This is a genomic window from Lentzea indica, from assembly GCF_012184385.1.
GTDB classification, from domain to species: Bacteria; Actinomycetota; Actinomycetes; order Mycobacteriales; family Pseudonocardiaceae; genus Lentzea; species Lentzea indica.
Map to the genome: position 1 here is coordinate 1 of NZ_VSRL01000475.1, position 2,918 is coordinate 2,918.

Sequence of the window (2,918 nt, forward strand, 5' to 3'; positions counted from 1 at the left end):
GCCGAGTGGGAGTGCAGGCTCCCGGCGCCGCCTGCGCGCGGAGGTGGCCGCACCGTCTTCCTCAGCTGCGCCTCGTTCGCCGGGTACCTGCGTTCGGGCGCGGTCAACGGGGTCGTCATCGACCACGAGGACCCCGCCTGGCCACCGGGACCACGCCCTGATCTGCGCCGCATGCTGATCCCGCTCGGCCCCGTCGCCGTCTTCGGCTCCACGTCGTACCCGTTCGCGTTCTCCGTCGCCGGCAGCGACACGGCCTCCGCTCTGGCCGCCGGGTGCCCGGTCGTGGTGAAGGCGAGCCACAGCTACCCCGATCTCGCCGACCGCACCGCCGAGATCGTCGAAGAGGTGCTGCCCAAGGGCGTGTTCGCGCTCGTCCACGGCCGGCGCCGCGCCCGTCAGCTGGTGCTCGACCCGCGGATCAAGGCCGTCGCGTTCATCGGGTCGTCCCGCGTCGGCCGCGAACTGCACCACCTCGCCGCCACCCGCCCGGAACCGATCCCGTTCTACGGTGGCTTCGGCAGCGTGAACCCGGTTTTCGTGACGTCCCAGGCCGCTGCGAAGCGCGGCCGTGAGATCGCCCGCGGGTTCGCCAAGGCGTTGTCGCAGCAGAGCGGGCAGCTGTGCACCAAACCCGGACTTCTCGTGGTACCAGAGGATTTCGCCGACGAGGTCGCAGCCGAGGTCCGCGCGTTGCGGGCGGAGCCGTTGTTCAACAAGCTCGTGGCCAAGCGCTACGAAACCGGTGTGGAAGCGCTGACCGCGTTCCTCGACGTGATGGTCGAGGGCGGCTCCGGCGCCGGTGGGCACGCGCCAACGTTGTTGCGCACCACCGCCGCCGACGTTCTGGCCGGCCACGACGAGGCGTTGAGCGAGTGCTTCGGACCCGTCTCCGTGGTGGCGACCTACCGCGACAGCAACGAGTTGCTGGAGCTCGCCGCCGCGTTGCCAGGACAGCTCACCGCGACCGTGCAAGGTGAGGACGACGACGTCCTGCCAGAACTGATCAGCGAGCTGACCGGACGCGCGGGCCGGATCGTGTGGAACCAGTGGCCCAACGACATCGCGACGACCCCCGCGATGCACCACGGCGGTCCCTGGCCCGCGACCACGTCGCCTTTCCACACCTCCGTCGGCGTGCGGGCCGTCGAGCGGTTCCAGCGTCCCGTGGTGTTCCAAGGGTTTCCCAGTCGCTTCCTGCCGGAAGTGCTGGAGGACAACCGGTGAGGAAGGTCGGAGAATGCGCGCAGCGGTGGTCGCGGGACTCGGGTCATGGCTCCCGCCGCGAGTGGTCACCAACGACGAGCTGACAGCCAGGCTGGACACGACCGACGAGTGGATCAGGACGCGGATCGGTGTCGCCACACGACATGTGGTCGAACCCGGCATGGCGACCTCGGACCTGTCGGTCGAGGCGGCGCGGCGGGCACTGCGGTCGGCGGGCGTGCCGGGCGCGGGAGGGGTGATCCTCGCGACCACCACACCGGACAGGCCCTGCCCCGCGACCGCGCCGGAGATCGCGTCGCGGCTGGGCCTCGTCGACGTCCCCGCGTTCGACATCGCGGCCGTGTGCACGGGATTCGTGTACGGGCTGGGCGTCGGGGCCGGCCTGATCACATCCGGGATCGTGGACAGCCTCATCGTGATCGGCGGTGACGCCTACTCCACGATCCTCAACCCGCAGGACCGCACCACGTCCGTCATCTTCGGCGACGGAGCGGGCGCGGTGGTGCTGCGCGCCGGCTCCCCGGACGAGCCGGGCGCGCTCGGGCCGTTCGACCTCGGCTCCGACGGCGAGCTGTCCGACCTGATCACCGTGCCCGCCGGTGGGTCACGGCAGCGGTCGTCGCGCGACATCGTGCCGCACGGCGACAAGTTCTTCCAGATGGAGGGCCGCGAGGTCTTCGCGAACGCGGTCGCGCGCATGTCCGCCGCGTCCCGCAACGCCGTCAAGCGACAGGGCTGGGTCGCGTCCGATGTGGACAGGGTGATCGCGCACCAGGCCAACACGCGGATCCTGGACGCGGTCTCCGAGGAGCTCGGGGTGCCGCGCGACAAGTTCGTCTCCAACATCACCGACGTCGGCAACACGTCCGCCGCGTCGATTCCGCTGGCCCTCGCACACGGCGTGCGGTCCGGTGAACTGCAGGCAGGCCAGAAGGTCTTGCTGACCGCGTTCGGCGGCGGCCTGACTTGGGGCGCGACGACCGTGGTGTGGCCGGATCTCAGCCTCGCGGAGTGAGCAGAACGGCCGGGGGAGCACGCTTCCCCGGCCGTTCTGACTTCGAAGCCTTTACGCGGCAACGAGTGTGTGCACCGGAAGGACGCGGTGGAAGATCGGGACCGCGGCGGCGGCCACGACGACGTGCATGACCATCAGGGCGATCACGCCGACGGCTGAGGCGCCCGGCAGGAAGAACGCCGGGACGTCGGCCAGGAACGAGACGACCACGACGATCGGCACGAGCTTGCTGAGAGTGCGGGCGGGATCCTTGGCGCGCTTGCGAATCGATGCCCAGGCGAACGCGGCGATGATGACGCGACCGCGGTCAGCACGACATACCCCTGGGGTTTCAGGCCTTCGACGGCGTTCGGGTCGGCGCCGAGCGCCTGCGCCAGGTACGACACGATGGCGTTGCCGATCGAGGCTGCCACGATGGCGGCCACTACTCCCAGCACGACCTTGCCCGTGCTGGTCCTGGTTGCTGTTGACATGGGAGCAACTCCTCCTGAAATGGTGGGGACTCAGCGCTGCGCGGGCACGGCGGGGCGTCATGGTTCGCAGATGCTGCGACGGCCAGTCGACGACGACACGATCCGACCCCGACCGGCGCCCAGGTCCACGCGCAACGCGCCGTCGCGGCGGTCGATCGGCAACTGCCGCGACGGGGCGTCCACCGGATGCACCGTGATCCGCGGTA

At 70.3% G+C, this 2,918-nt stretch carries 3 protein-coding genes; 2 read left to right on the plus strand and 1 reads right to left on the minus strand.

Translation table 11 applies throughout. The features are described from left to right. The coding region (locus FXN61_RS48580) for an aldehyde dehydrogenase family protein (RefSeq protein ID WP_167980517.1) at nt 1-1,224 on the plus strand (1,224 nt) is incomplete at its 5' end. Between the two features lie 13 nt (nt 1,225-1,237). Then, nucleotides 1,238-2,239, plus strand: coding sequence for a beta-ketoacyl-ACP synthase III (locus tag FXN61_RS48585; RefSeq protein WP_167980518.1), 1,002 nt, complete (start codon nt 1,238-1,240; stop codon nt 2,237-2,239). Between the two features lie 51 nt (nt 2,240-2,290). On the opposite strand, the gene FXN61_RS51280 is transcribed toward FXN61_RS48585, so the two are convergent. Further along, nucleotides 2,291-2,773 carry a DUF6069 family protein gene (locus tag FXN61_RS51280; protein WP_223165910.1) on the minus strand — a complete coding sequence of 161 codons (483 nt, stop codon included), beginning with the start codon at nt 2,771-2,773 and terminating at the stop codon, nt 2,291-2,293. Nucleotides 2,774-2,918: the final 145 nt, after the last annotated feature.

Excerpts from the sequence above, each read along its gene's own strand:
- FXN61_RS48585 (WP_167980518.1), top strand. The coding sequence starts at position 1,238 with ATGCGCGCAGCGGTGGTCGCGGGACTCGGGTCATGGCTCCCGCCGCGA.
- FXN61_RS51280 (WP_223165910.1), bottom strand. The coding sequence starts at position 2,773 with ATGACGCCCCGCCGTGCCCGCGCAGCGCTGAGTCCCCACCATTTCAGG.